Source organism: Janthinobacterium sp. GW821-FHT03C10, from assembly GCF_059420865.1.
Genome location: NZ_JBWKUN010000002.1, coordinates 530684 through 555933, shown reverse-complemented (window position 1 = coordinate 555933; position 25250 = coordinate 530684). Strand labels below are relative to the sequence as shown.

General features: G+C 62.2%; 22 protein-coding genes. 21 read left to right on the top strand and 1 reads right to left on the bottom strand.

What is annotated here, in order from left to right; translation table 11 throughout:
• Positions 1 to 232 precede the first annotated feature (232 nt).
• The 5 genes from rlmD (at position 233) to AC07VH_RS10370 (ending at position 7389) form a co-directional block, all read left to right on the top strand.
• On the top strand, positions 233 to 1576 hold the full coding sequence (gene rlmD / locus AC07VH_RS10390; RefSeq protein ID WP_494787404.1) for a 23S rRNA (uracil(1939)-C(5))-methyltransferase RlmD: 1344 nt from the start codon (positions 233 to 235) through the stop codon (positions 1574 to 1576).
• Between the two features lie 397 nt (positions 1577 to 1973).
• Positions 1974 to 3950 (top strand): glycosyl hydrolase family 18 protein, encoded by a 1977-nt coding sequence (locus AC07VH_RS10385; RefSeq protein WP_494787403.1) that lies wholly within the window; start codon positions 1974 to 1976, stop codon positions 3948 to 3950.
• Between the two features lie 80 nt (positions 3951 to 4030).
• On the top strand, positions 4031 to 5071 hold the full coding sequence (locus AC07VH_RS10380; RefSeq protein WP_494787402.1) for a cupin-like domain-containing protein: 1041 nt from the start codon (positions 4031 to 4033) through the stop codon (positions 5069 to 5071).
• A 268-nt stretch (positions 5072 to 5339) separates the two neighbouring features.
• Entirely contained in the window at positions 5340 to 6515 is a 1176-nt protein-coding gene (gene cfa, locus AC07VH_RS10375) for a cyclopropane fatty acyl phospholipid synthase (RefSeq protein WP_494787401.1), read from the top strand.
• Positions 6516 to 6543: 28 nt separating this feature from the next.
• A complete protein-coding gene (locus tag AC07VH_RS10370; RefSeq protein ID WP_475415470.1) occupies positions 6544 to 7389 on the top strand; it encodes a LysR family transcriptional regulator in 846 nt (281 codons plus the stop codon).
• A 61-nt stretch (positions 7390 to 7450) separates the two neighbouring features.
• Here AC07VH_RS10370 and AC07VH_RS10365 read toward each other — a convergent pair whose 3' ends face one another.
• Positions 7451 to 8137, bottom strand: coding sequence for a Bax inhibitor-1/YccA family protein (locus AC07VH_RS10365; RefSeq protein ID WP_034752039.1), 687 nt, complete (start codon positions 8135 to 8137; stop codon positions 7451 to 7453).
• Positions 8138 to 8358: 221 nt separating this feature from the next.
• Here AC07VH_RS10365 and ndk point away from each other — a divergent pair, with 221 nt between their 5' ends.
• The 16 genes from ndk (at position 8359) to AC07VH_RS10285 (ending at position 25240) form a co-directional block, all read left to right on the top strand.
• The gene (gene ndk / locus AC07VH_RS10360) at positions 8359 to 8775 is read left to right on the top strand and encodes a nucleoside-diphosphate kinase (RefSeq protein ID WP_070223377.1); all 417 of its coding nucleotides are present in this window, start codon (positions 8359 to 8361) and stop codon (positions 8773 to 8775) included.
• 125 nt (positions 8776 to 8900) lie between these two features.
• Positions 8901 to 10076 (top strand): dual-specificity RNA methyltransferase RlmN, encoded by a 1176-nt coding sequence (gene rlmN, locus AC07VH_RS10355; RefSeq protein WP_034752035.1) that lies wholly within the window; start codon positions 8901 to 8903, stop codon positions 10074 to 10076.
• 11 nt (positions 10077 to 10087) lie between these two features.
• Complete coding sequence (pilW, locus tag AC07VH_RS10350) at positions 10088 to 10876, top strand: type IV pilus biogenesis/stability protein PilW (protein WP_494787400.1); 789 nt, start codon at positions 10088 to 10090, stop codon at positions 10874 to 10876.
• 67 nt (positions 10877 to 10943) lie between these two features.
• Positions 10944 to 11861, top strand: a complete 918-nt coding sequence (locus AC07VH_RS10345; protein WP_494787399.1) for a helix-turn-helix domain-containing protein — start codon at positions 10944 to 10946, stop codon at positions 11859 to 11861.
• Between the two features lie 39 nt (positions 11862 to 11900).
• Positions 11901 to 13163, top strand: coding sequence for a flavodoxin-dependent (E)-4-hydroxy-3-methylbut-2-enyl-diphosphate synthase (gene ispG / locus AC07VH_RS10340; protein ID WP_070221911.1), 1263 nt, complete (start codon positions 11901 to 11903; stop codon positions 13161 to 13163).
• Between the two features lie 57 nt (positions 13164 to 13220).
• A complete protein-coding gene (gene hisS, locus AC07VH_RS10335; protein ID WP_489630260.1) occupies positions 13221 to 14582 on the top strand; it encodes a histidine--tRNA ligase in 1362 nt (453 codons plus the stop codon).
• A gap of 54 nt (positions 14583 to 14636) precedes the next feature.
• Positions 14637 to 15305 (top strand): tetratricopeptide repeat protein, encoded by a 669-nt coding sequence (locus AC07VH_RS10330; RefSeq protein ID WP_326459252.1) that lies wholly within the window; start codon positions 14637 to 14639, stop codon positions 15303 to 15305.
• An 85-nt stretch (positions 15306 to 15390) separates the two neighbouring features.
• The gene (gene bamB / locus AC07VH_RS10325) at positions 15391 to 16536 is read left to right on the top strand and encodes an outer membrane protein assembly factor BamB (RefSeq protein ID WP_494787398.1); all 1146 of its coding nucleotides are present in this window, start codon (positions 15391 to 15393) and stop codon (positions 16534 to 16536) included.
• Positions 16537 to 16540: 4 nt separating this feature from the next.
• The gene (gene der, locus AC07VH_RS10320) at positions 16541 to 17887 is read left to right on the top strand and encodes a ribosome biogenesis GTPase Der (RefSeq protein ID WP_070221915.1); all 1347 of its coding nucleotides are present in this window, start codon (positions 16541 to 16543) and stop codon (positions 17885 to 17887) included.
• Positions 17888 to 18110: 223 nt separating this feature from the next.
• Positions 18111 to 18347, top strand: coding sequence for an RNA chaperone Hfq (gene hfq / locus AC07VH_RS10315; protein ID WP_008450615.1), 237 nt, complete (start codon positions 18111 to 18113; stop codon positions 18345 to 18347).
• Between the two features lie 114 nt (positions 18348 to 18461).
• Positions 18462 to 19682 (top strand): GTPase HflX, encoded by a 1221-nt coding sequence (hflX, locus tag AC07VH_RS10310; protein ID WP_475415464.1) that lies wholly within the window; start codon positions 18462 to 18464, stop codon positions 19680 to 19682.
• Between the two features lie 2 nt (positions 19683 to 19684).
• Positions 19685 to 20980, top strand: coding sequence for an FtsH protease activity modulator HflK (gene hflK, locus AC07VH_RS10305; protein ID WP_475415463.1), 1296 nt, complete (start codon positions 19685 to 19687; stop codon positions 20978 to 20980).
• On the top strand, positions 20980 to 21867 hold the full coding sequence (hflC, locus tag AC07VH_RS10300; RefSeq protein ID WP_475415462.1) for a protease modulator HflC: 888 nt from the start codon (positions 20980 to 20982) through the stop codon (positions 21865 to 21867). Before hflK ends, hflC begins: the two co-directional genes overlap by 1 nt.
• Before the next feature lie 271 nt (positions 21868 to 22138).
• Complete coding sequence (locus tag AC07VH_RS10295) at positions 22139 to 23311, top strand: ATP phosphoribosyltransferase regulatory subunit (protein ID WP_475415461.1); 1173 nt, start codon at positions 22139 to 22141, stop codon at positions 23309 to 23311.
• 3 nt (positions 23312 to 23314) lie between these two features.
• Positions 23315 to 24628, top strand: a complete 1314-nt coding sequence (locus tag AC07VH_RS10290; RefSeq protein ID WP_034752021.1) for an adenylosuccinate synthase — start codon at positions 23315 to 23317, stop codon at positions 24626 to 24628.
• A 66-nt stretch (positions 24629 to 24694) separates the two neighbouring features.
• A complete protein-coding gene (locus AC07VH_RS10285; protein WP_034752020.1) occupies positions 24695 to 25240 on the top strand; it encodes a phosphoribosyltransferase in 546 nt (181 codons plus the stop codon).
• The last annotated feature ends 10 nt before the right edge of the window (positions 25241 to 25250 follow it).

The window sequence follows — 25250 nt, the reverse complement described above, 5'->3', positions numbered from 1 at the left end:
TAAAACGCACATGGCGGCGTTGCAATGCCTCGCCGTACTAGCGTACTGTCTTCGGCAATGCGCCTTGCCCTGTACATTTTCTCAGGCACGCTAAATCGGCGCAACTGTGCTGCGGACTTAAGCTAGTCGGCATCTGCTATCATACGCCCCGCTCGCGGCGCCTGACTTTCCCCCATTCTTTCAAGTTCCAGCGCGGCCCTGCGTCCTGGCCCACTCTTACCTATTGATCGCTATGCAAGAAAATATCATCGAAATCAAATCGCTCGACATGGATGCCCGTGGCGTTGGCCATATCGAGAACGAAGACGGCTCGCCGGGCAAGGTCGTGTTTGTCGAAGGCGCGTTGCCGGGCGAGCGCGTCAGCTTCGTGACGTTCAAGAAAAAGAAGAACTGGGAAATGGCCCGCATGACGGCGCTGCACCGCGAATCGGCCATGCGCGTGACGCCCAAATGCAAGCATTTCGACAACTGCGGCGGCTGCTCGATGCAGCATCTGGAGCCGTCGGCGCAGGTGGCGATCAAGCAGCGCGTGCTGGAAGACAATCTGTGGCATATCGGCAAGGTGCGTCCGCAAAGCATCATGCGCCCCATGTATGGCCCGACGTGGGGCTACCGCTACCGCGCGCGCCTGTCCGTGCGCCACGTCAAGAAGAAGGATGCCGTGCTGGTGGGCTTCCATGAAAAGAAATCGGCGTTTGTCGCCGACATGGATAGCTGTGAAATCCTGCCGCCGCATATCTCCGCCATGCTGCTGCCGCTGCGCGCGCTGGTCGCATCGCTGTCCATCTTCGACCAGATGCCGCAGATCGAGCTGGCCGTGGGCGAAGACGTCACGGCCATGGTCTTGCGCATCATGGCGCCGTTGACGGCGGACGATGAAACGAAATTGAAGGCCTTTGCCGACGAATACGGCGTGCAATGGTGGCTGCAGGTGAAAGGCCCGGAAACGGCCGTGCCGTTCTATCCGCTGGACAAGCAACTGCACTACCTGCTGCCGGAATTCGGCGTCAAGATGCCGTTCAAGCCCGTCGATTTTACGCAGGTGAACCATCACATCAACCGCGTGCTGGTATCGAAAGCCCTGCGCCTGCTGGAAGTGCAGCCGACGGACCGCGTGGCCGACCTGTTCTGCGGCCTCGGCAATTTCACCTTGCCGCTGGCCACGCAAGGCAGCGCAGTGGTGGGTATCGAAGGCAGCACCACCCTGACGGAGCGGGCGCTGGAAAACGCGCTGGCCAATGGCCTGGCGGAAAAAACCTCGTTCTCGACGCGCAACCTGTTCGAAGTGACGACGGACGATCTGATCGCCTTGGGCCGTTTTGATCGCATCCTCGTTGACCCGCCCCGCGATGGCGCCATGGCCCTGTGCCAGGCGCTGGTCGGCCTGTCGCAAGTGCGTCCGGACCTGCTGCCCAAGCGCATCGTGTACGTGTCGTGCAGCCCGTCCACGCTGGCGCGCGACGCCGGCATCCTGGCGCTGGAGGCGGGCTATGTGCTGAGCAAGGCGGGCGTGGTGAACATGTTCCCGCATACTTCGCACGTCGAATCGATGGCGGTCTTTGATTTGCCTCAATAAGTAGTGCAGCGCGGCGGGTGGCCAGGCAGGCACCCGCCGCTGCCGCGTTCAGCGGCGCAGCAAGCTAGCCCCATACCACTTACAGCGTGTTATAAAACTGGTCTGTCTTTTCCCGATCCGGCGTCTTTTTTCCTCCTTCCTCTGCCGTTTTTTTGATTGTCCAGTAGGACAACACGCCGTCTGTCTCTGTCATGACGTTTTCTGCGCGAAGTGGTATTGCCCACTTTGAGGCCACTTCAAAACCACTTGACCGCCTATTTTTTCAGCAGCATGCTGTTCTTGCAACTGCAAAAAAACAAAATCACAGGGTAGTTATTTACGAAGCAGAGTGGTATTTACGTAAACCTGAACAGGAGACAACGTGGAAAATTTAATACTCAAAAAAACAATCAGGAACATGATGGTATGCCTGGCCAGCGGCGGCGTGCTGGCGGCATGCGGCGGTGGCGGCGACGCCAGCGCGCCTGGCGGCTCGCAATTGCTGGCGGCCAGCACGGTGGTCGCCTGCGTGCCATGGCAGGAGGGCGGCACGTACAACGCCGGCACGGTGGTCACCTACCTGGGCGCCAACTACACGGCCCTGGTGACGCAGACCGACCACGTGGGCTCGGGCTGGAACCCTGTTTCCACGCCTAGCCTGTGGAGCGCGGGCGGCACTTGCGACGGCGGCACCACGCCGACGCCGACTCCCACACCAACCCCGACGCCGACGCCGACGCCGACGCCGAATCCAACCCCGACACCCACCCCGACGCCGACGCCGACGCCAACCGGCGGCACCTGCGCATTGGCATGGGTGGCCGGCACGGCTTACAGTGCGGGCGCCACCGTCAGCTACGCGGGCACGAATTACCGCGCCAACTACTGGACGCAAGGCGACAACCCGTCGACCAGCAGCGGCGCGGCCGGCACGGGCAAGCCATGGACCAGCCTGGAGATCTGCAGCACCACGCCGACGCCGACTCCAACCCCGACGCCGACACCGACGCCGACACCGACGCCGACGCCGACACCGACGCCGACGCCGACACCGACGCCGACACCTACCCCGACGCCGACGCCGACGCCGACACCTACCCCGACGCCAACGCCAACGCCAACGCCAACGGGCCGCGAAGTCGGTTCCTATTTCGCGCAGTGGGGCGTGTATGGCCGCGACTATGAAGTGGCGAACGTGCATACGAGCGGCGTGGCCGACAAGCTGACCTTCATCAACTACGCTTTCGGCAATATCTATCCGAAAAACGGCGGCTATGAATGCGCCATGATCACCAAGACGGAGCCGGGCGCGACGAATCCGAATTCGCCGGATGCGGGCACGGGCGGCGATGCCGAGGCCGACTACATCCGCACGCCGAAGCGCACCGTCGATGGTCAGGCCATTCCGTGGGACGCTCCCCTGTCGGGCAACTTCCTGCAGCTGAGAAAGCTGAAGGCGGCGCACCCGAACCTCAAGTTGTTCATCTCACTGGGCGGCTGGAGCTGGTCGAAGAACTTCTCCGTCGGTTCGGCCACCGATGCGCTGCGCAAGCAGATGGTGCGCTCGTGTATCGACATCTACATCAAGGGCAACCTGCCGGTGCAGGGCGGGCGCGGCGGCGCGGGTGCGGCGGCCAACATCTTTGACGGCATCGATATCGACTGGGAATATCCGGTCGGCGGCGGCCAGCCGTACAACACGGTCAGTCCCAACGACAAGCGCAACTTCACCTTGCTGATGGCGGAATTCCGCAGCCAGCTCGATGCGCTCGGCGCCGCGAACGGCAAGCGCTACCTGCTGACGGCCGCCGTCGGTGCCGGCAAGGACAAGATCGACAACACGGAACCGGCCCTGTACTCGCAGTACATGGACTGGATCAACCTGATGACGTACGACTTCCACGGCGGCTGGGAAAACAGCACCAACTTCAACGCCCAGCTGTATGCCGACCCTGCCGATCCGTCGACGGGCATGGCGCGCGAATATGTGGGCGACAAGGCGGTGCAGTACATGATTGCCGCCGGCGTGCCGCGCGACAAGCTGCTGCTGGGCATACCGTTCTATGGCCGCGGCTGGACGGGCGTGGCGCCGGGGCCGAACGGCGATGGCCTGTACCAGGCTGCCACGGGCACGGCGCCGGGCACCTACGAGTCGGGCATCGAGGACTATAAAATCCTCGTCGCCAAGGCCGGCACGCGCTACTACCATCCCGTGACCAAGCAGTTGTACCTGTACACGGGCGCGGGCGGCCAGTGGTGGAGCTATGACGACCCGACCGTCATCGGCACCAAGGTGAAATACGTCAAGGACCAGGGCTTGCGCGGCGCGTTCTCGTGGGAACTCGATGGCGACGCGAATGGCGTGCTGGCGACCGAGGTGTGGAAGGTACGCTAACCGTGTGCTAGCGTAGGAGGATGCGGCCGGGCGGCATTGCTGCCCGGCCGCTTGTTCACATAAAAAAGAGGAGACGGGCGATGGCGGCGGTATCGGCATTCGGAGTCAAGCAGCAGGAGCAGGAACAGGAGCTGAGCCGCGAGTGGCGCAGCTGGATCGCGGAAAATCTCATGCTGGGCAGCCATCCGTCGGCGCTGATGCCGGTGCTGCAGCAGGCCGGCATCGCGGAGCCGCTGGCGCGCCGCGAAGTGGAGCTGGCGTTGCAGAGTCCCTACCTGGCCGGCGCCGTGCGCCTGTCGAACCGCCTGGCCAAGCGCGACTGGGTGATCGACATCCAGCGCAAGCTGAACCAGCTGCGTCCCCCCGAGATTCCCCGCCGCGACAAGCTGTCCGCGCAGGAATTCCTCGACGAATTTTATTCCACCAACCAGCCCGTCATCATCACGGGCATGATGGACGGCTGGCCCGCCATGGCCAAGTGGAGCCCGGCCTATTTCCGCGAACATTTCGGCCAGCGCGAAGTGGAAGTGCAGTTCGGCCGCGAAGCGGATGCCCAGTACGAAATGAACAGCGTGGCGCACAAGCGCAAGATGGCCTTCGGCGAGTACGCGAGCCTGGTCGAGGGCAGCGGCGCGACCAACGATTTCTATATGACGGCGAATAACAATTCGCAGAACCGCCAAGCCTTGCGCGAGCTGTGGGACGATATCGGCCAGCTGCCCGAGTACCTGGAGCAGAGCGGCGGCCCCACGGGCTTCCTGTGGTTCGGCCCGGCCGGCACGGTGACGCCGTTCCACCACGACCTGACGAACAATTTCATGGCGCAAGTCAAAGGGCGCAAGCGCCTGCGCATCATGGCCGCCTGCGAAGTGGCGCGCGTGTACAACCAGCGCCACTGTTTTACGCCCGTCGACGGGCGCGACATCGACGTGCGGCGCTACCCGCTGATGGCCGACGTGCAGGTGCGCGAATGCGTGCTGGCGCCCGGCGAAATCCTGTTCCTGCCCGTCGGCTGCTGGCATTTCGTCGAAGCGCTCGACGTGTCGATGACGGTGGCCTTCACCAATTTCAAATGGGATAACGATTTTTACAGCAAGTATCCGCCGAATCACGACTTTTGATCGTGGCGTGCATGGCGCGAACTTACCTCGAACTGCCGCCGAACAGGCGGCTTTTTTCATGCTACGGTGCGCTTCTTGTATAAGATATTTCCATAAAATAATTGATTCAAATCATTTTGAAGCAATTATTTTGATATGAATAGCCATGATGTTTCATTATCCAGATGGTCATGGCGGGCGGATAATTTGATGGCTGGTGTGCCGCCGGGCCTCTGAGCGGGCTTGCCGGTGCGCGCCGGCACCGACAACCATCTGGAGGCGGCAGGGCATGAACACGCAGCAAATGACACAGTTACAGCAAGCACCGGCAAGTAGTACTGAACTCCAGCGCGACACGCGCCTCACCCGCGAAGCGGCGCAATTGCTGGCCAGGGCCGACATCCACCTGAATGGCCGCGCCGCCTGGGACATGCAGCTGCGCAAACCGGGCGTGCCCGAGCGGGCTTTCGCCAGCGGCAACCTGGGCCTCGGTGAAGCCTACATGGATGGCGACTGGGATGCGCAGCGGCTCGATGAATTCTTTTGCCATCTGCTGCGCGCCAGGGTGGCCGACGACGTGCGTCCCATGCGCGTGGCCTTCCACGCCCTGTACGCGCGCCTGTTCAACCTGCAGACGGAGCGCCGCGCGTGGATGGTGGGCAAGGAGCACTACGATTTGGGCAACGCCTTCTATGCGGCCATGCTCGACCCGCGCATGACCTATACGTGCGGTTACTGGAAGGACGCCGGCAACCTGGCCGAGGCGCAGGACGCCAAGCTCGATCTGATCTGCCGCAAGCTGCGCCTGGAGCCGGGCATGCGCGTGCTCGACATCGGCTGCGGCTGGGGCAGTTTCATGCGCTATGCGGCGGAAAAATACGGGGTGCAGTGCGTGGGCGTGACGATTTCACAAGAGCAGGTCGCGTATGCGCGCGGCATGCCGGGCGGCGAAAGCCTGGACTTCCGCCTGCAGGATTACCGCGACACGGATGAAAAATTCGACCGCATCGTCAGCATCGGCATGTTCGAGCACGTGGGACACAAGAATCACCGCACCTTCATGCAAGTGGCGCACCGCTGCCTGGAAGACGACGGCCTGTTCCTGCTGCACACGATCGGCAAGAACAAGCGCGATTCCGCGTGCGATCCGTGGATCGACAAATACATCTTCCCGAATGGCGACTTGCCATCCATCGGCCAGATCGGCGACGCCATCGACGATCTGTTTGTCGCCGAGGACTTGCACAACTTCGGCGCCGACTACGACAAGACCCTGATGGCCTGGCATGAAAACTTTGAGCAGGCCTGGCCGCAGTTTGCCGCCCAGCTGGGCGAGCGCTTCCACCGCATGTGGTCGTATTACCTGCTGTCGTGCGCGGGCGCCTTCCGCGCGCGCGACCTGCAGCTGTGGCAATGGGTGTTGTCGAAGCAGGGCGTGCTCGGTGGCTACGAGCGTGTCAGTTGAGATGTGCGGCACCTGATATGATGGATTGATGGATATCAATCAAGCGCGTACCTTCCTCGAAGTGGCGTCCTGCGGCAGCTTCATCATGGCGGCCGAGCGCATGCACGTGACGCAGACGGCCGTCAGCGCCCGCATCCGCACGCTGGAGCAGCAACTGGGGCGCCAGCTATTCGTGCGCAACAAGGCGGGCGCGCGCCTGACGCCGGCCGGCGAACGCTTCATGCGCCATGCGGCCACCATGGTGCAGGTGTGGGAGCGGGCGCGCCACCAGGTGGCCTTGCCGCCGGGGCGCGATGACGCCGTCAGCATCGGCTGCGAACTGAGTTTGTGGCAGCCGCTGCTCGGGGACTGGCTGATACGCATGAGCCGCGACTGCCCCGAGATCGCCTTGCGCGCGGAAGTCGACAGCCCTGCGCGCCTGCTCGACGCCGTGCACGACGGCTCGCTCGACCTGGCCGTGCTGTACAACCCGCCGCAGCGCCCGGGCCTGGTCAGTGAATTGCTGGCCGAGGAAAAGCTGGTGATGGTGACCACGCGCGCGGACGGGCAGATGCTCGCCGACGCGTATGTCTACGTGGACTGGGGTCCCAGCTTCGCGGCGAACCACCAGGCGGCGTATCCGGAGCTGAGCAGTCCGCCCGTGTCGATTTCGCTGGGCCCGCTGGCCCTCGTCTACCTGCTGGAAGTGGGCGGCGCCAGCTACTTTCGCATCGGCAGCGCGCAACCTTATCTGGACGGGGGCTTGCTGTACCGCGTGCGCGACGCGCCCGAATTCTCGCATTCCGCCTACGCCGTGTATGCGGCCCAGCGCGACAACCCGACTTTGGACCGCGCCCGCGCCTGCCTGCTCGAGGTGGCGGAGAAGATCACGTAATTTAAACAGACGTAAAAAAGCCGACCCGTGGGTCGGCTTTTTGCTGTGTCAATCGCAGCGCTTAGTCGCGGCTGCCGCCAGCGAAGCCCAGAAGGGAGAGCAGGCTGGTGAAGATGTTGTACACGTCCAGGTAGATGCGCAGGGTGGCCGAGATGTAGTTGGTCTCGCCGCCGTTGATGATTTGCTGCACGTCATACAGGATGTAAGCCGAGAAGATGGCGATGGCGACCATGGAGATCACGATCGACAGTGCCGACAGGCCCAGGAAGATGTTCGCCACCGATGCCAGGATCAGCACGATCACGCCGGCGAACAGCCATTTGCCCATGGCCGAGAAGTCGCGCTTCGACACCGTGGCGATCGTTGCCATCACGGCCAGGATGGTGGCCGTGCCGCCGAATGCCGTCATGATCAGCATGCCGCCGTTCGAGTAGCCGAGCGTGCGCGTCAGGATAGGCGTGAGCATCAGGCCCATGAAGAAGGTAAAGCCCAGCAGGACGGCGACGCCGAGGCCCGAGTTCTTGGTTTTCTCGATCGCGTACATGAAGCCGAATGCGACGGCCATGAAGATGATGAAGCCCATGCCGCCGGTCAGCATCGGCAGGTGCATCTGCACGCCGATGAAGGCGCCCAGCACGGTCGGTATCATGGACAGTGCCAGCAGCCAGTAAGTGTTGCGCAAGACCTGGTGGCGGACTTGCTGCATGCCCCCCGACAGGTCAAAGGTGCGTTGCATGTTCTGATTCATAGTGCCTCCGTGTTGTCAATTCAAATTACTGCTTTACCCAAGGATAGCATGAGGGGCGGAATTTGCCAAAAAAGCAGCTTAAGATTTCATTAAACTCTAGCGGCAGGGAAGGATGCCCCCTGCCTGTCTGGGTGATATGGGGTGGAGTATGGTAAAATCAAAGGTTGATTGAGTTATCAATTTACCGTTTTAAACCTTTCTTTTTATTGGAGTTTTCACACATGGCAATCGAACGCACCCTGTCGATCATCAAACCAGACGCAGTTGCAAAAAATGTAATCGGTCAAATCTACACCCGTTTTGAAAACGCTGGCCTGAAAATCGTTGCAGCACGCATGACCCAACTGTCGCGCGAACAAGCTGAAGGTTTCTACGCAGCGCACAAAGAGCGCGGCTTCTTCAAGGATCTGGTCGACTTCATGGTTTCCGGTCCAGTCATGATCCAAGCCCTGGAAGGCGAAAACGCCGTTCTGGCCCACCGTGACCTGATGGGCGCGACCGATCCGAAGAAAGCAGAAAAAGGCACGATCCGCGCCGATTTCGCCGATTCGATCGATGCCAACGCCGTACACGGTTCCGACGCTGTCGAAGCTGCTAAAGTGGAAATCGCTTACTTCTTCCCAGAACTGAAGGCTTAATTGCCTTAGATAACGTTATTTCCTGGCGTTATCTGTGAAATAACTTATCACCCCCTGTTCCCGCTGCGCTGTGGAGTTTTCGCTCCGGATGCGCGCGGGGACGGATTTTTAGAATAGACATGATCATGAATACGACGACCCTCACCAACTTGCTGGACCTCGATCCCGCGCAACTCATCGCCTACTGCGCCGAGTTGGGAGAGAAACCGTTTCGTGCGAAACAATTGCAACGTTGGATACATCAGTTCGGCGCTTCCGATTTCGACGCGATGACGGACCTGGCCAAGTCGCTGCGCGACAAGCTGGCCACGCGCGCCGAAGTGCGCGCCCCGGCCATCATCAGCGACCATACGTCGACGGACGGCACGCGCAAATGGCTGGTTGACGTCGGCAATGGCAATGCCGTGGAAACCGTGTTCATCCCGGAAGAAAACCGCGGCACCCTGTGCATCTCGACCCAGGCCGGCTGCGCCGTGAACTGCCGTTTCTGCTCGACGGGCAAGCAAGGCTTCAATCGCAACCTGAGCGTGGGCGAAATCATCGGCCAGCTGTGGATGGCGGAATTCGAATTGCGCCGCACCAAGGGCATCGAACCGGGCCCGAAAGGCGAGCGCCAGATCACCAACGTGGTGATGATGGGCATGGGCGAGCCCCTGCTGAACTTTGAACCGACCGTAACGGCCCTGAAATTGATGCTTGACGACAACGCCTACGGCCTGTCGCGCCGCCGCGTGACCCTGTCGACCTCGGGCGTCGTGCCGATGATGGACAAGCTGTCGCAGGAAGTGCCGGTGGCCCTGGCCGTCTCGCTGCACGCCTCGAACGACGCCTTGCGCGACGGGCTGATTCCACTGAACAAGAAATACCCGCTGAAGGAATTGATGGCGGCCTGCAAGCGCTACCTGGAATTCGCCCCGCGCGATTTCATCACCTTCGAATACTGCATGCTCGACGGCGTCAACGACAGCGACGAGCACGCGCGCGAACTGCTGGCGCTGGTGCAAGACCGCGAGTTCGGCGTGAACTGCAAGTTCAACCTGATCCCGTTCAACCCGTTTCCCGAGTCGGGCCTGTTCCGCTCGAAAAACCCGCGCATCAAGGCGTTTGCCCAGGTGCTCATGGATGGCGGCATCATCACCACCGTGCGCAAGACGCGCGGCGACGATATCGATGCGGCCTGCGGTCAGCTGGCCGGCGAGGTCAAGGACCGCACCCGGGTGCAGGAACGCATGGAAAAGATGACTGAGTATCAACAGAAATTTGGCGCCAATTTCGGCAAGATCGTGGAGATCCGCTCCTGATGAGGGAAGGCATGGCTTACCAACGCTCGCTTGCTGTGGCCGCTGTTTGCCTGGCCGTGCTGCTGGTCGGCTGTGCCTCTTCCGTGCCGGATCCTGTCGCCAGGGACGTCCAGGCGGGTGCGCCGGAGCGTGCTGCGCTGCGCCTGCAGCTGGCCAGCGCGTACTATGCGCAAGGCCAGCTCGACGTGGCCCTGGCGGAAGCGCAGCAAGCCGTGCAGCTGGCGCCGGACGATGCGCAAGCCTATGGCGTGCGCGCCCTGATCCTGGCGGCCCAGCGGCAAACTGCGTCTGCCGAGAAAGATTTCCTTTACGCTTTGCGCCTTGCGCCCCACAATCCTGAGTTGAGCAATAATTACGGCCTGTTTTTGTGCCAGACGGGACGCGCCGCGCAATCGCTGGCGTATTTCGATGCGGCATTGGCAGACTCCGCGTATGTATCGCCGGAAAAAGCGCTCAACAATGGGGGCGCTTGCAGCCTGGCCCTGAACGATTACCCGCGTGCGGGCGCGTATTTGCTGCGCGCCGCACGCATCGCACCGGACGTGGCAGCGACGAACGCCGGCCTGGTGCGCGTGTATTACCAACAGCAAGACTACCGGCAGGCGGCATATTATTTGCAGCGGCTCGGTAAGATAGCAACAATGGAGAGCCAGACGGCCGATGTGCTGTGGCTCGGGATCAAGGTGCAGCATAAGCTCGGGGATGCGGGTGCGGAAGCTGGCCTGGGGGCGCATTTGCGCAACCACCATTCCGGCTCCCCCGAATATGCTGCTTATCAAAATGGGGCGTTTGATGAGTGAGACAGGGATACCAATGAATTCAGAGTGGGCAGAAACGCCTCAGCAGCAGCCCCAGGGCAATCTTGCGTTGGCAGGCGCACAGTTGAAGGCGCAGCGCGAAGCGCTGGGCTGGCCCGTGGAACAGGTGGCCGACCAGCTCAAGCTGGCGCCGCGCCAGGTGATCGCGCTGGAAGAGGGCGACATGGCGGCCTTGCCGAACGTGGCCGTGGTGCGCGGTTTCGTGCGCGCCTACGCCAAGGTGGTGCGTCTCGACGCGGCGCCGCTGGTGGCCATGATCGAAGTCCACCCGGCGCCGGCGCAGGACCCGGCCGCGCCCGTGCGGCGCGAGATTTCCGCCACGTTCTCGGAATCGCGCTTCCCGTCGATGACGCAGCGTTCGTCGAACCAGACGCCAATCTGGATCGCCGGCGCCGTGGCCGTCGTCGTGGCGGCCGCCTTTGGCGCCTATAAACTCGGCTATGTGCCGGCCAGCCTGCTGTCCTCGCAGGCCGGGAAGGAAACCGCGCATGCGGAAGTGGGCCCTGTGGAAACGACCCTGATCAAGCCGGGCCAGGATTTGACGCCCGTGCAGTCGCCGTCCGTCCCCCTGATTTCCGTGCCGCCGCCGCCGGGCAACGATACGCAGACGGGCGCGCCTGCCTCCGCCGTCGCTTCGGCGCCGGCCGCCGCCGTGCCGCCAGCCGCCGTGCCTGCCCCGGTGACAGCAACGGCCGCCGTCGCGCCGCCCGCTGCCGCCCCTGCCGTGGGCGCGAACGCGCTGGTGCTGAAGGTGGAGCAGGATTCCTGGGTCGAGATCCGACGTCCCGGCGCTTCGCCGCTGATTTCGCGCATGGTCAAGGCGGGCAGCACGGAAACGTTCGATATCACGGGTCCGGCCACCCTGGTGGTGGGCAAGCCGGGTGTTGTGCAGGCAACCTTGCGCGGCGCCAAGCTGGAGCTGCCGACCGTTGCCGGTGGCACGATTTCCCGTGTCAGCATCAAATAATTGCAGTAATCGTTCAAGCAAACTCAGAAGATAATATTTATGGCTACCTCGAAAACAGCGATCGGCTCCGGCCCTTCCGGCCGCCGCGACAGCCGCAAGGTGCTGATCGCGCACGGCCAGCGCCAGATCTGGGTGGGCGGCGACGCCCCCGTGGTGGTGCAGTCGATGACGAACACGGACACGGCCGACGCCATCGGCACGGCGATCCAGATCAAGGAACTGGCGCGTGCCGGGTCGGAGCTGGTGCGCCTGACGGTGGACCGTCCGGAAGCGGCCGCGGCCGTGCCCTACATCCGCGAGCAGCTCGACAAGATGGACATCGACGTGCCGCTGGTGGGCGATTTCCACTATAACGGCCATACCCTGCTCAACGATTACCCCGATTGCGCGCGCGCGCTGTCGAAGTACCGCATCAATCCGGGCAACGTGGGCAAGGGTGCCAAGCGCGACACGCAATTTGCGCAGATGATCGAGGCGGCGTGCAAGTATGACAAGCCGGTGCGCATCGGCGTGAACTGGGGCAGCCTGGACCAGGCTTTGCTGGCGCGCATCATGGATGAAAACGCGGGCCGCGCCGAGCCATGGCCGGCGCAAGCCGTCATGTACGAGGCGCTGGTGACGTCGGCGATTGAAAACGCCGTGCGCGCCGAAGAGCTGGGCCTGGGCCGCGACAAGATCATCCTGTCCTGTAAAGTCTCTGGCGTGCAGGATCTGATCGCCGTGTACCGCGAGCTGGCGCAGCGCTGCGACTATCCGCTGCACCTGGGCCTGACGGAAGCGGGCATGGGCAGCAAGGGCATCGTCGCCTCGACGGCGGCGCTGGCCGTGCTGCTGCAGGAAGGCATCGGCGACACCATCCGCATCTCGCTCACGCCGGAACCGGGCGGCGACCGCACGCGCGAAGTCATCGTCGGCCAGGAAATCCTGCAAACCATGGGCTTGCGCAAGTTCGCGCCCATGGTGATCGCCTGTCCCGGTTGCGGCCGCACGACGTCGACCACCTTCCAGGAACTGGCCGACAACATCCAGACGTATCTGCGCGAGCAGATGCCGGAGTGGAAAAAGTCGTATCCGGGCGTGGAAGCGATGAACGTGGCCGTCATGGGCTGCATCGTCAACGGTCCCGGCGAATCGAAGCATGCGAACATCGGCATCAGCCTGCCCGGCACGGGCGAGTCGCCAGCCGCCCCCGTGTTTGTCGACGGCGAAAAAGTCGTCACCCTGCGCGGCGAACGCATCGTCGAGGAATTCCAGGACATCGTCCTCAATTATGTTAAAAGCCATTACGGCGCAGCAGCGTAGGTCGGATTAGCGCTACGCGCGTAATCCGACAATCAAGTTAAAGCAAAGAAGAACACTATGTCCGAAAATAAAAAACTCGATAAGATCACCGCCGTCAAAGGCATGAACGATATCCTGCCCGCCGACGCCCCGCTGTGGGAATTGTTTGAAAATACGGCCCAATCCGTGCTGCAAAGCTACGGCTTCCAGCAGATCCGCACGCCGATCGTGGAAGAAACGAAATTGTTCGCGCGCGCCATCGGCGCCGTGACCGATATCGTGGAAAAGGAAATGTATTCGTTCACCGATTCGATGAACGGCGACAACCTGACCCTGCGTCCTGAAGGCACGGCCGGCGTGGTGCGCGCCGTGGTCGAGCACAACCTGGTCTACGAAGGCCCGAAACGCCTGTGGTACAAGGGCCAGATGTTCCGCCATGAGCGCCCGCAGAAGGGCCGCTACCGCCAGTTCCACCAGTTCGGCGTGGAAGCCATCGGTTTCACGGGCCCGGATATCGACGCCGAGATCATCATGCTGTCGCGCCGCCTGTGGGACGACCTAGGCCTGGAAGGCATCCGCCTGGAACTGAACTCGATCGGCGATGCGGCCGAGCGCCTGCGCCACCGCGCCGACCTGATCGCCTACCTGGAAAGCCACAGCGAGCTGCTCGACGAAGAAGCCAAGCGCCGCCTGCACAGCAATCCGCTGCGCATCCTCGATACCAAGAACCCTGCCATGCAGGACCTGGTCAATGGTGCGCCGAAGCTGCTGGACTACCTGGGCGAAGAATCGCTGGCCCACTTCCACGGTGTGCAGAAGATCTTGAATCACAACAATATTCCGTTCACCATCAACCCACGCCTGGTGCGCGGCCTCGATTACTACAACCGCACGGTGTTCGAGTGGGTCAGCGACAAGCTGGGCGCGCAAGGCACGGTCTGCGCCGGCGGCCGCTATGATGGCATGGTGGAAATGTTCGGCGGCAAATCGACGCCCGCCGTCGGTTTCGGCATGGGCGTCGAACGCCTGGTGCTGCTGATGAAGGATGCGGCCGAGCCGGAAGCCCCGGCCCAGTGCGACGTCTACCTGGTGCACCAGGGCGAGCAGGCAGGCTTGCAAGCCTTCGTGCTGGCCGAGCGGATTCGCGATGCGGGCCTGGACGTTGTGCTACATTGCGCAGCGAGCAACGGCGGCGGCAGCTTCAAGACGCAAATGAAAAAGGCCGATGCCAGCGGCGCGGCGTTTGCCGTGATCCTGGGCGACGATGAAATCGCCAACAATGTCGCGACGGTGAAAGCCATGCGCGAAGCCAATGGGGGCGCGCAGCAGAGCACGGTGCCGTTCGACGATGTCGTCGATTACGTGGTGGACCAGATCATCGGCGACCACGATTGCGGCCACGATCACGGTCCTGGCGGCCACGTGCATCACCACCATTAATTTGCAGCAAGACCGTACTACCCTCGATCAACTACTCATTCAAACTGACGACCCATGGCATACGATCACGAAGAACAAGAACAACTGGCAACCCTCAAGGCCTGGTGGCAGCGCAATGGCAATCTGACCTCCTGGGTCCTGATCGTGGCGCTGGCCGGTTACAGCGGCTGGGCAGGCTGGCAGTACTACCAGCGCACGCAGGCCGCGCAAGCGGGCCAGCTGTACGACGAACTGCAGAACGCCATCGCCGCCAAGGACACGGCCAAGGTGATGCGCGCGGCCGGCGACATGCAGTCGCGTTTCAGCGGCACGGCATATGCACAGATGAGCGCCCTGGCCGCGGCCAAGGTGGCGTTCGACGCGAACGACCTGAAAACGGCGAAGACCCAGCTGCAATGGGTGGCCGAGCATGGCACGGAAGAGTACAAGGCCATCGCCAAGCTGCGCCTGGCCGGTGTCCTGCTGGACGAAAAAGCCTACGATGAAGCGTTGAAGGTGCTGGCGACGGCCACCGTGGCGCAATTTGCCGGTGCCGTGGCCGACCGCAAGGGCGACATCCTGGTGGCGCAAAACAAGCTGGCCGATGCCCGCACGGCCTACCTGGCCGCGATAGCCGCGACGGACAAGAACAATCCAGGCCGTCAACTGATCCAGGTCAAGCTGGAAGCGATCGGCGGTACGGTGCCGGAAGACAAGGCCAAGGCCGACAAGGCCGCCGCCTGACAGGAACACTGATGGCGCGGCCGCGCGGCGTTGTGCGCCGCCTGCCTTGCCCTTACAAGTACAAGAAAAAGGTTGGATAACACTTATGCGTGTCACTGAAAAGCTGGTAGCTGCAAGTCTGTTGGCCCTGATGGCCGGTTGCTCGTCCTGGAACCCGTTCGCCTCGAAAGATCCGAAAGTCGAGCCGGCCAAGCTGGTCGAGTTAAAATCGAGCATTGCCGTGCGCGACGCCTGGAAATATTCGATCGGCAAGGCCGGCGTGTACGCGTTGACGCCTGCGCTGGCTGGCAACAGCCTGTACGTGGTCAGCGCCGATGGCGCGCTGGCGCGCCTGGATGCGGCCAGCGGCCGTGAAACGTGGCGCGTCAAGGCCGGCAGCGACATCACCTCCGGCGCCGGCAGCGATGGCGCGGTCGTGGCCGTGGGCGCCGCCAAGGGCGCCGTGCTGGCGTTTGACGCCGATGGCAAGCAGCTGTGGAAGGCGCAGGCGTCCAGCGAAGTATTGACGGCGCCCGTCGTGGGGCAGGGCGTGGTCGTGGTGCGCAGCGTGGACAACCGCATCGTCGGCTTCGACGCCAAGACGGGCGAACGCAAGTGGACGGTGCAGCGCGCCACGCCGGCATTGACCTTGCGCAATGCGCCGGGCATGGTGCTGGGCGGCGCGAATATCTACGTGGCCCAGCCGGGCGGCAAGCTGCTGGCACTGACGGCGGCGACCGGTGTGGTACGCTGGGAGATCGTCGTCAGCGAACCGCGCGGCGCCACCGAACTGGAGCGCGTCTCCGACATCGCCGGCACGCCGGTGGTGTTCGAAGGCGAAGTGTGCGCCGTCACCTACCAGGGCAAGGCGGGCTGCTTCGATGCCGTCACGGGCGTGCCGCGCTGGACCAAGCCGGTCTCGTCCGATGTGGGCGTGGCCGTCGACCAGCGTTTCGTGTTTGTTGCCGATGATCAGGGCGGCGTGGTGGCGTTCAGCCGCGAAGGCGGCCAGAGCGCCTGGAAGAATGAGGCGCTGGCGCGCCGCCGCCTGTCGACGCCGGCCTCCTACGGCCGCAGCGTCGCCGTCGGTGACTATCAAGGTTATATCCACTTCCTGTCACGGGAAGATGGCGCATTAATAGGTCGTGTCAGCACCGACGGTAGCCCGATTGTTTCGGCTCCCGTTGTTGCCGGTTCGAATTTGATTTTTCAAACCCAATCAGGGACAGTGACCGCTCTCGCGGTCGAGTAATACAATGAAGCCGGTAATTGCACTAGTAGGTCGACCCAATGTTGGGAAATCGACTTTATTCAATCGTCTGACCCGCTCGCGTGATGCGCTGGTGGCGGATTTGCCTGGGTTGACGCGCGATCGTCACTATGGCGAAGGCCGTGTCGGCGAACGTCCCTTCCTGGTCATCGATACGGGTGGTTTCGAACCCGTCGCCAAGGAAGGCATCATGCACCAGATGGCACTGCAGACCAAGCAGGCCGTGGCCGAGGCCGACGTGGTGGTGTTCATCGTGGACGGCCGTCAAGGCCTGACCCCGCATGACAAGACCATCGTCGACTTCCTGCGCAAGAGCGGCCGCCCGGTCTTGCTGGTGGTCAACAAAAGCGAAGGCATGCGCTACACGGCCGTCGTGTCCGAATTCTATGAATTGGGCATGGGCGATCCGTATGCGATCTCGTCGGCGCACGGCGACGGCGTCAACGACCTCGTCGAAGTGATGCTGGACCTGGCGTTCGCGCAGCGTCCGGATGAGCCTGAAGAGCTGGAAAAGACCGACCGCGGCATCAAGATCGCCCTCGTCGGCCGTCCGAACGTGGGCAAGTCGACCTTGATCAACACCCTGCTGGGCGAAGAGCGCGTGATCGCCTTCGACATGCCGGGCACGACGCGCGACTCGATCGAGATCCCGTTCGAGCGCGATGGCCAGCAATACACCCTGATCGACACGGCCGGTATCCGCCGCCGCGGCAAGGTGTTTGAAGCGATCGAGAAATTCTCGGTGGTAAAAACCCTGCAGTCGATTTCCGAAGCCAACGTGGTCGTGCTGATGCTCGACGCGCAGCAGGACATTTCCGAGCAGGACGCGCATATCGCCGGCTTTATCCTGGAATCGGGCCGCGCGCTGGTCGTGGCCGTGAATAAATGGGATGGCTTGCAATCGCACCAGCGTGACGAGATCAAGATCGATATCGACCGCAAGCTCGATTTCCTGTCGTTCGCGCAGATGCATTTCATTTCGGCGCTGAAGGGTACCAACATCGGTCCATTGATGAAGTCGCTCAACGCCGCGTATGCAGCCGCCATGTGCGACCTGTCGACGCCGAAGCTGACGCGCGCCCTCATCGAGGCCGTGGAGAAGCAGGAGCCGCGCCGCAAGGGCTCGATCCGTCCGAAGCTGCGCTATGCCCACCAGGGCGGCATGAACCCGCCTGTGATCGTTATTCACGGCAATGCGCTCGACGCCGTTGGCGATCCGTACAAGCGTTATCTGGAAAAACATTTCCGCGATACGTTTGCCCTGGTCGGCACGCCGCTGCGCATTGAATTGCGCACGGGTAAAAATCCGTTCGCACGCACGCCGAGCAAGTAAAATTAAGTGCATATTAAGGCGCCGCGGAGATAATGCGGCGCCGATAGCCAATTCAATGGCTTTTGCACGGAAATAATAAAGTGTTAATGCGCCATGCGCGACAGCGATCGCGAAAACAGGTTACAGTAGCTATGACGCATCTTTCTTTGAAAGGTGTGAGAGCACTTGAAATCAAGCGAGTCGCCTCCAATTCTTACACAACAACATAAACAACGGAGCTGTTATGAGCAACAAAGGGCAACTGTTACAAGACCCATTCCTCAATGCATTACGCAAAGAGCATGTTCCTGTCTCGATCTACCTGGTCAATGGCATTAAATTGCAGGGCCATATCGAATCGTTCGATCAATATGTCGTATTGCTGCGCAATACGGTCACGCAGATGGTGTACAAGCATGCCATCTCGACAGTGGTGCCGGCCCGTGCCGTCAATCTCAATATTGAATCTGAAGCGGAGTAAAGCGTTGAGCTTGACGGCCCAGCGCCTTTCACCCTCCATCGCCCCCGTCCGCGCCAGCGGCGCTGATGCGTTTGCATCGGCGTCGGCGTCCGCCGCAACTCATCTGATGCCATCATGCGCGCGGCACTAGTCGGGGTTGACTTCGGTCACAGCGACTTCGCCGCCAGCATGGAGGAACTCATGCTGTTGTCGCGTTCGGCTGGCGCGGACCCGATTTCCACCATCACGGCCAAGCGTTCCAGTCCCGATTCCGCGTATTTCGTCGGCAGCGGCAAGGCCGATGAAATTGGCGACGCCGTCGTCAACGATGGCCTGGAAATCGTCATCTTCAATCACGCCCTGTCACCTGCCCAGCAGCGCAATCTGGAAAAGCGCCTGAATGTGCGCGTGCTCGACCGTACCAGCCTGATCCTCGATATCTTCGCGCAGCGCGCCAAGAGCCACGAGGGCAAGCTGCAAGTCGAACTGGCCCAGCTGCAACATCTGGCCACGCGCCTGATCCGCGGCTGGACCCACCTGGAACGGCAAAAGGGCGGTATCGGCTTGCGCGGTCCCGGCGAGACGCAGCTCGAGACCGACCGCCGGCTGATCGGCGAGCGCGTCAAGTCCTTGCGCGCGCGCCTGGAAAAGCTGCACAAGCAGCGCGAAACGCAGCGCCGCGCGCGCGGCCGCAATCACACATTCTCCGTGTCCCTCGTCGGCTATACCAATGCCGGCAAGTCGACCCTGTTCAATGCCGTGACCAAGGCCGGCGTGTATGTTGCCGATCAGTTGTTCGCCACCCTGGACACCACCTCGCGCCGGGTTTACCTGGGCCAGGAAGTGGGCAATGTGGTGATCTCCGACACGGTCGGCTTCGTGCGCGAACTGCCGCACCAGCTGGTGGCCGCTTTCCGCGCCACGCTCGAAGAAACCATCCATGCCGATCTGCTGCTGCACGTCGTCGACGCCGCGTCACCGGTGCGCATGGAGCAGATCGAGCAGGTCAACCTGGTCTTGAAAGAGATCGGCGCCGATCATATTCCGCAAATCCTCGTGTGGAACAAGATCGATGCGGCCGGGCTGGAGCCTTCGGTGGAGCGCGACGAATATGCTACGATCAGTCGCGTGTTCGTCAGTGCGCAGAAGGGTAGCGGGCTCGACCTGCTGCGCGATGCGATCGTCGAGATGGCCAGGAAGGCGCCCCGTTCGGCCCACCTGTACCAGAACGATGAAGCACAGGAAGATCAGTTTGACGGTCAGTACGACCAGCACGATGGCGCCGCCCCGGACCAGGACGAAGAGCCTGGCGAGGACGATAGGATTTCCACCCACTCCCAAGTCGGAACACGATAGTTATGCTTGTCTCCCTACTCAAAAAAACAGGCTTGAAGTTGTCCCTGAACGATCCCCGCTGGGGCAATCGCAAGGACGACGGCAAGAAAGCCCAAGAAGGCAAAAAGCCCGGCGAAGGTCCGCCGGACCTCGATCAGCTGTGGCGCGATTTCAATCAGCGCCTGAACGCCTTTTTCGGACAGAAGAACCGTCCCGACAACGGCGGCAATAACAACGGTGGCGGCGGTGGCCCGCGCCCCGACATGAAGGGCGCCGGCATCACCGCCGGCGTCGTTGGCGTGATCGCCGTCTTCATCTGGCTCGCCAGCGGCGCCTTCATCGTGCAGGAGGGCCAGAGCGGCGTCGTGCTGACGTTCGGCAAGTTCACGCGCACCGCGCCGGCCGGTTTCAACTGGCGCTGGCCGTACCCGTTCCAGACCGACGAAACCGTCAACGTCTCGCAGGTGCGCACCGTGGAAGTGGGTTACCGCACTTCATTGCGCAACAAGCAGGCCAGCGAGTCGCTGATGCTGACGGACGATGAAAACATCATCGACATCCAGTTCGCGGTGCAGTACACCTTGAAAGACCCGGGCGAGTGGCTGTTCAACGTGCGCGACCAGGAAGACACCCTGCGCCAGGTCGCCGAAACGGCGATCCGCGAAGTGGTCGGCCGCAGCAAGATGGATTTCGTGCTGTATGAAGGACGCGAGAAGGTCGCCTTTGAAACGCAGCAGCTGATGCAGCAGATTCTCGACCGCTACAAGGTCGGCGTCTTCATCAACAACGTGACGATGCAGGCCGTGCAGCCGCCGGAGCAGGTGCAAGCCGCCTTCGACGATGCCGTCAAGGCCGGCCAGGACCGCGAGCGCCAGAAGAATGAAGGCCAGGCTTACGCCAATGACGTCATTCCTAAGGCCCGTGGTGCCGCATTCCGCCTGATCCAGGAAGCCGAGGCTTATCGTTCCATGGTGACCGAGAATGCCGAAGGTAATGCGTCGCGCTTCAAGCAGGTGCTGGTCGAGTACCAGAAGGCACCGGCCGTCACGCGCGACCGCATGTATCTGGAAACGATGCAGCAGGTGTTCAGCAGTGCCAGCAAGGTCATGGTCGACGCCAAGACGGGCAGCAATCTGCTGTATCTGCCGCTCGACAAGTTGATCGCCCAGCAGGCGGCGTCGGACGCTTCGGCCGCGGCAGCGCGCGCTGCGGCGGCCGCACCCGCAGCCAACACCGTAATGCCACAGGAAGCCATGCAGACAGTAGAAGTCAATTCGCGTCGCGACAGCCGCTCTTCGCGTGAACGGGAGAGCCGCTAATGAACCGTATCGTAGCCGCCCTGATCGCGGGCTTTATCGCGATCATGCTCTTGTCCTCGACCGTGTTCGTCGTCGATCAGCGTAAATACGCCATCGTCTTCGCCCTTGGTGAAGTCAAGGACGTCATCAGCGAACCTGGCTTGTACTTCAAGCTGCCGCCGCCGTTCCAGAACGTGATGTACCTGGACAAGCGTGTGCTGACCATCGACACGCCGGAACCGGAGCGCTTCATCACGGCCGAGAAGAAGAACATCCTCGTCGACGCTTTCGTCAAATGGCGCATCTCCGATCCGAAACTGTATTTCCGCAGTTTCGGCGGCGATGAAAGCCGTGCCCGCAACCGCATGTCGCAAATCGTCAAGGCGGCGCTGAACGATGAAATCACCAAGCGCACCGTGCGCGAAGTGATCTCGGGCCAGCGCGGCAAGGTGATGGAAGCGATCCTGGCGAAGGTCTCGGCCGAAGCCAAGTCCATCGGCGTGGGCATCGTCGACGTGCGGCTGAAACGCGTCGACTACGTCGAGCAGATCAACAACTCCGTGTACGACCGCATGAAATCCGAGCGCGTGCGCGTGGCCAACGAGCTGCGTTCGACCGGATCGGCCGATTCCGAGAAGATCCGCGCCGACGCCGACAAGCAGCGCACGGTGATCCTGGCCGAAGCGTACCGCGAAGCCGAGAAGATCCGCGGCGAGGGCGATGCCAAGGCGTCGCAGGTGTATGCCGAAGCGTTTGGCAAGAATCCGGAGTTCTACAAGTTTTACCGCAGCCTGGAAGCCTACCGCGCCACCTTCAAGGACAAGGGCGACGTGATGGTGGTCGATCCGAGTTCGGAATTCTTCAAGTACTTCAAGGGTAACGGCACGGCCGCTCCGTCCAAGAAGTAAGACAGCATCGACACTGCGCCCGGCCGCAAGGACGGGTGGCAGCAGCAGCGGGGCCGGCATCGATGCCGGCCCCGTTTTTTTGTGCCCGTCTAGTTGTTGCGGGAAGGCGTAAAATGCGGTGTTTTTAGGGCTGTGCGGCAGCGATTCGGAGAACTTATCCCTAAAGGCCCGTGTTTTCGCGTAAAATATCAGGTTCGGCCTCTTGCCTGGCGCGCCCGCCGCTGCCTCGCATGATGCATTTTTTCAACTTTCTTCCGTATCTCGCTCCCTCATGCCGAATTGGCTTTTGCCCGAAAATATTGCCGATGTTCTGCCGTCGGAAGCGCGCAAGATCGAAGAGCTGCGCCGCCTCATGCTGGATAATTTCCGTCTGTACGGATATGAACTGGTGATGCCGCCGCTGCTCGAGTATCTGGAATCGCTGATGACCGGCGCTGGCAAGGATACCGACCTGCGCACGTTCAAACTGGTCGACCAGCTGTCGGGCCGCATGCTCGGCCTGCGCGCCGACATGACGACGCAAGTGGCGCGCATCGACGCGCACCTGCTCAACCGTGCCACCGTCACCCGCCTGTGCTACGCCGGCAGCGTGCTGCATACCCGTCCGTCGGGCCTGCACGCCACCCGCGAACCGCTGCAGATCGGCGCCGAAATCTATGGCCATGCTGGCCTGGAAGCCGATGCCGAGATCCAGGAACTGGCGCTCGCCTCGCTGGCACTGGCCGGGTTCGACGCGGTCCGCCTGGATTTGTCGCACGTGGGCCTGTTGCGCGCTATCATTGCGCAAGACGCCGCCGCCGGGCGCGACGAAGCTGCGCTGTACACCTTGCTGCGCGCGAAAGATGCACCGGGCCTGCGCGCCCTGACCGCATCCTACGATGCCGTGACGCGCGACGCGCTGCTGGCCTTGCCGAACCTGTACGGCGACATCGACGTGCTGGCGCGTGCGCGCGAAGTGCTGCCGCCGCTGCCGGGCGTGCTCAAGGCGCTGGCCGAACTGGCCGCGCTGGCCGCGACTGTGGAAACTAAGGCCCTGGGCCGCGCCGAAGTGGCGATCGACCTGGCCGACCTGCGCGGCTACCAATATGAAAGCGGCGCGATGTTTGCGCTGTATGTACCTGGCTTGCCGAACGCGGTTGCGCGCGGCGGCCGTTATGACCACGTCGGCGAAGCGTTCGGCCGGGCACGTCCCGCGACCGGCTTCTCGCTCGATTTGCGCGAACTGGCGCGCCTGTTGCCGACCGCGGAACGGAAGCATTCGATCCGCGCGCCGTGGGGCAGCGCGCCAGAATTGAAGGAAAAAATCGCCGAGTTGCGCAAGGCGGGCGAGGTCGTGATCCAGAGTATGCCGGGTCACAGTAATGAACAAGACGAGTTCGAGTGCGATCGCGTGCTGGTACTTGCCGATAATGGTAGTAGCTGGATTCTTAAAAACTTAGGTTGAGTGATGTCAAAGAAAATTATGGCAAAGAACGTTGTTGTCATCGGCACCCAATGGGGCGATGAAGGTAAAGGCAAGATCGTCGATTGGTTGACCGATCACGCCCAAGGCGTGGTGCGCTTCCAGGGCGGCCACAATGCAGGCCACACGCTGGTCATCGGCGGCGTCAAAACCGCACTGCAGCTGATCCCGTCGGGCATCATGCGTCCAGGCGTCGCCTGCTACATCGGTAACGGCGTAGTCGTTTCCGTGCCGGACGTGCTGCGCGAAATCGACAAGCTCGAAGCCGTCGGCGTCGAAGTCGCCTCGCGCCTGAAAGTATCGGACGCTGCGCCCGTGATCCTGCCTTACCACACCGCGATCGACCTGGCCCGCGAAGCCAAGCGTGGCGATGCGAAGATCGGCACCACCGGCAAGGGCATCGGCCCGGCCTACGAAGACAAGGTGGCGCGCCGCGCGATCCGTATCGCCGACCTGCTCAACGAGAAGCGCTTTGCCGAAAAGCTGGCCGAAAACCTCGATTACCACAACTTCGTGCTGGAAAACTACCTGAAGGCGCCGAAAGTCGACTATCAGAAGACCCTCGACGACGCGCTGGCCTATGTGCCGCGTCTGCGTCCGATGGTCACCGACGTGTCGAGCGCGCTGTACAAGGCGCACAAGGCCGGCGCCAACCTGCTGTTCGAAGGCGCGCAGGGTTCCCTGCTCGACGTCGACCACGGCACCTATCCGTTCGTCACCTCGTCGAACTGCGTGGCCGGCAATGCCGCCGCCGGTTCGGGCGTGGGCCCGGGCATGCTGCACTACATCATGGGCATCACCAAGGCCTACACGACGCGCGTCGGTTCCGGCCCGTTCCCTTCGGAACTGCCAACGGATGCGGGCGTCGGCCACCACCTGGCGCAAGTCGGCCATGAATTCGGCACCGTGACGGGCCGTGCCCGCCGCTGCGGCTGGTTCGATGCCGCCTTGCTGCGCCGCTCCGTGCAGATCAACGGCGTGACGGGCATGTGCCTGACCAAGCTGGATGTGCTGGACGGTATCGAAACGCTGAAACTGTGCACCGGCTACACCATCGACGGCGTGGCCACGGACATCTTCCCATCGGGCGCTGAAGAAGCCGCCCGTTGCGTACCCGTGTACGAAGAGATGCCGGGCTGGACGGAAAGCACGGTCGGCGCGAAATCGCTGGCGGCCTTGCCTGCAACGGCGCGCGCCTACATCAAGCGCATCGAAGAACTGGTCGGCGTGCCGGTGGACATGGTTTCGACCGGTCCGGATCGTGAAGAAACGATCGTGCTGCGCCACCCATTCGAGTAAGCTGCTGGACACAATCCGCCGCAAGGCGGATTTTTTTAATCACGCTAATAATAAGATTCCACTATCATGACTACCCCACAATCGAACGATCAACATCTCTGGGTCAACTGGGAAGAGTACCACCGCCTGATCGAGCGCCTGGCGCTCAAGGTCTACGAATCGGGCTGGAAATTCGACCAGGTATTGTGCCTGGCGCGCGGCGGCGTGCGTCCTGGCGACGTGTTCTCGCGCATCTTTGATTTGCCGTTGGCCATCCTGTCGACCAGCTCCTACCGCGAAGACGCGGGCACGGTGCGCGGCGACCTCGATATCGCCAAGTACATGACCATGACCAAGGGCCCGCTGGCCGGCCGCATCCTGCTGGTCGACGACCTGGCCGATTCGGGCGTCACCCTGGACAAGGTCACGCGTCACCTGAAGGAAAACTTCCCCGACGTGACCGAAGTCAAATCGGCCGTGATCTGGCTCAAAGGCTGCTCCGTCGTGCGTCCCGACTACTTCCTCGACGAATTGCCGCACAATCCGTGGATCCATCAGCCGTTCGAAGACTACGACGGCCTGCGTCCGCACCAGCTGGCGGCGTGGATCAAGAAGGGTGAAGCAGGCAAGTAATTGCGTGCGC

Bases quoted from the DNA above. Each gene is read 5' to 3' on its own strand.
- der (WP_070221915.1), top strand. From the start codon at position 16,541: ATGAAGCCGGTAATTGCACTAGTAGGTCGACCCAATGTTGGGAAATCG.
- rlmN (WP_034752035.1), top strand. From the start codon at position 8,901: ATGAATACGACGACCCTCACCAACTTGCTGGACCTCGATCCCGCGCAA.
- AC07VH_RS10285 (WP_034752020.1), top strand. From the start codon at position 24,695: ATGACTACCCCACAATCGAACGATCAACATCTCTGGGTCAACTGGGAA.
- hfq (WP_008450615.1), top strand. From the start codon at position 18,111: ATGAGCAACAAAGGGCAACTGTTACAAGACCCATTCCTCAATGCATTA.
- AC07VH_RS10290 (WP_034752021.1), top strand. From the start codon at position 23,315: ATGTCAAAGAAAATTATGGCAAAGAACGTTGTTGTCATCGGCACCCAA.
- AC07VH_RS10385 (WP_494787403.1), top strand. From the start codon at position 1,974: ATGATGGTATGCCTGGCCAGCGGCGGCGTGCTGGCGGCATGCGGCGGT.
- AC07VH_RS10365 (WP_034752039.1), bottom strand. From the start codon at position 8,137: ATGAATCAGAACATGCAACGCACCTTTGACCTGTCGGGGGGCATGCAG.
- AC07VH_RS10380 (WP_494787402.1), top strand. From the start codon at position 4,031: ATGGCGGCGGTATCGGCATTCGGAGTCAAGCAGCAGGAGCAGGAACAG.
- hflC (WP_475415462.1), top strand. From the start codon at position 20,980: ATGAACCGTATCGTAGCCGCCCTGATCGCGGGCTTTATCGCGATCATG.
- cfa (WP_494787401.1), top strand. From the start codon at position 5,340: ATGAACACGCAGCAAATGACACAGTTACAGCAAGCACCGGCAAGTAGT.
- hflK (WP_475415463.1), top strand. From the start codon at position 19,685: ATGCTTGTCTCCCTACTCAAAAAAACAGGCTTGAAGTTGTCCCTGAAC.
- rlmD (WP_494787404.1), top strand. From the start codon at position 233: ATGCAAGAAAATATCATCGAAATCAAATCGCTCGACATGGATGCCCGT.
- AC07VH_RS10330 (WP_326459252.1), top strand. From the start codon at position 14,637: ATGGCATACGATCACGAAGAACAAGAACAACTGGCAACCCTCAAGGCC.
- ispG (WP_070221911.1), top strand. From the start codon at position 11,901: ATGGCTACCTCGAAAACAGCGATCGGCTCCGGCCCTTCCGGCCGCCGC.
- hflX (WP_475415464.1), top strand. From the start codon at position 18,462: ATGCGCGCGGCACTAGTCGGGGTTGACTTCGGTCACAGCGACTTCGCC.
- AC07VH_RS10295 (WP_475415461.1), top strand. From the start codon at position 22,139: ATGCCGAATTGGCTTTTGCCCGAAAATATTGCCGATGTTCTGCCGTCG.
- AC07VH_RS10370 (WP_475415470.1), top strand. From the start codon at position 6,544: ATGGATATCAATCAAGCGCGTACCTTCCTCGAAGTGGCGTCCTGCGGC.
- hisS (WP_489630260.1), top strand. From the start codon at position 13,221: ATGTCCGAAAATAAAAAACTCGATAAGATCACCGCCGTCAAAGGCATG.
- ndk (WP_070223377.1), top strand. From the start codon at position 8,359: ATGGCAATCGAACGCACCCTGTCGATCATCAAACCAGACGCAGTTGCA.
- pilW (WP_494787400.1), top strand. From the start codon at position 10,088: ATGGCTTACCAACGCTCGCTTGCTGTGGCCGCTGTTTGCCTGGCCGTG.
- bamB (WP_494787398.1), top strand. From the start codon at position 15,391: ATGCGTGTCACTGAAAAGCTGGTAGCTGCAAGTCTGTTGGCCCTGATG.